Annotated in this window: 2 protein-coding genes and 1 pseudogene; 1 reads left to right on the forward strand and 2 read right to left on the reverse strand. The window is 33.9% G+C overall.

Going from position 1 to position 1,903, the window contains the following annotated elements; translation table 11 throughout:
* The first annotated feature begins 203 nt into the window (after positions 1-203).
* Positions 204-1,085, forward strand: coding sequence for a hypothetical protein (locus C3420_RS16845; RefSeq protein WP_004777874.1), 882 nt, complete (start codon positions 204-206; stop codon positions 1,083-1,085).
* 94 nt (positions 1,086-1,179) lie between these two features.
* Here C3420_RS16845 and C3420_RS16850 read toward each other — a convergent pair.
* A pseudogene (locus C3420_RS16850) lies at positions 1,180-1,680 on the reverse strand (hypothetical protein); the annotation flags it as partial.
* A gap of 8 nt (positions 1,681-1,688) precedes the next feature.
* The coding region (locus C3420_RS16855) for a hypothetical protein (RefSeq protein ID WP_031991246.1) at positions 1,689-1,903 on the reverse strand (215 nt) is incomplete at its 5' end.

Below are 1,903 nucleotides of genomic sequence, written 5' to 3' on the forward strand. Positions count from 1 at the left end.
GTCATGAGAAAGCCCATATAAATGGGTAATGTACAAGTTGCTGTAGAAGCATGTTTAGTTCGTCTGATCACAGATACGTTATAAACTATTGTAATACTTTTTTGAATCCGTCAATGCGTAAGTCCTATAATACTAATAATTAGAAATAATATTTTACTAGAGTTGTGGTATAACATATTGAAAACTATTATTTAGATTCATAAATGAAAAATTGCACACTTCTTGATTTTGAGCAATTGCAGGATGAAATTCTGAATTGCTTTTTGGATCATGCTGGACGTTTTTTAAGAGAACATAAAATAATAAGTGATCCTGACCCAAAGACTGAGTTTGAAGCGTCAGAACGCGAATTTTTGGTTGAACTGATGGTAGAGCATAGCCAAATGCAGTTCTTTGGTGAAACGTATTCGGTACAGGACTTGCTGAATTTGCTTGGTCAAATTAATACGGTAATAGAGGGGATTCGTGATTATAGACAGCAGCAGATTAATGAGAAATATTCTGAAATATTAAATAAATATATTGAGTTGGTTGTTGATGAAGGCGGTAGAGTCTACACCTATAACCCGAGTTTGAAGCGTAGAATCAATGGAATTTTGAATATAAGAAAACGATATGCGCCGCTGTTGCATAAAAAGCTTGAAATATTCTATTCAGAATTAACTGGTTATGCTCAAAAAAATGGCAGATTTAAAAATGCTTCGCAGGCAGTACAACTGATTTTACCCACGCTGCAAATCAAGTTTAGAGAGTTTGATTTGCAATGGGTTCAAAGCAGATTAGAGACAAATAAACAGAAAATTTTAGATTTAACAGAAGCCAGAAAAAATAACGAAAATAAAGACACCTGTGAAGATGATGATTTTGGTGTGTCATTTAAAATTCAGGATAGAACCTATCTAAACCAGATCAGGGAATTACAGAATGAAAATAAAAAATGGGAACAGTTTCTACAGCATCCAGAGCGGTATTTTCCACAGCAAAAGCAACTCCCATTTAATACAGCATATTGCGATGAAGTGCTGGTCAATCACTTAAGGCGTCGTCCTGATTTATTGAAAGAGATTATCCAAGTTCAATTATGAATATCATTGAGGTGATGAGGGGGGCTCGTTCTTAGGCAGCAAGTGGATGAGGTGTGCTATTGCTGCTTGCTCCTAGAAATGAGTAACTGTTAGCTCAGGTTTGAGCTGGTACAACTTCATCGTCATTTTGTACGGTACTGCCATATTGATGATGCTGATCAAATCCTAAAGCATAATTGGTATTTGGTTGATTTTTGATTGTTAAAAATTGCTTTTGTTTTGCGCATTCATTTCTCAATTGAGTTTCAATTTCGCTAAGTGCTTCGGGTGCAAGAGTTTGGTTAATGCTTTGTTGATCTGCTTCGTTAATCTCGCCTAAAAAAGCTTTAATTTTCTCTAATTCAATGGTTTGATTTATAGCCAATTGAATTAGGTATTCCTCAAATTCTTTTGCAGATTTGCTCATGTTTTCGTGGATGATATTTTTTTGGTGCACGAGTTCTTTTTCGAGTTCTGTAATTTTTTCATCCTTAAATTTCAATTCTTGCTTTAAATTATAATCATGATTTAAATTTTGCTCTTTTTTGAGTCTTGATATTATTTTATCTTTTTCACTTAATTTAAAATTATGTGCATCAATTAAAAATTCTAAGCAGGGCGAATTCAAACATGAGGTGCGACAGTTTGAAAAGTCTTATGATAATCAACAAGCTGAGCAAATTTCTCTAATGGTGTAAGCCAATCTAACGCTTTTCTAGGACGAGTATTCAGTGACATGGCAACTTGATTTAAATAATGCTGATCTGCCTGATTTAAATCAATCCCTTTAGGTAAATATTGCCTAATTAAACCATTCATATTTTCGCATGTGCCTTTTT

Source organism: Acinetobacter sp. ACNIH3 (assembly GCF_002918965.1).
Classification (GTDB): domain Bacteria; phylum Pseudomonadota; class Gammaproteobacteria; order Pseudomonadales; family Moraxellaceae; genus Acinetobacter; species Acinetobacter schindleri.

Excerpts from the sequence above, each read along its gene's own strand:
- C3420_RS16845 (WP_004777874.1), top strand. The coding sequence starts at position 204 with ATGAAAAATTGCACACTTCTTGATTTTGAGCAATTGCAGGATGAAATT.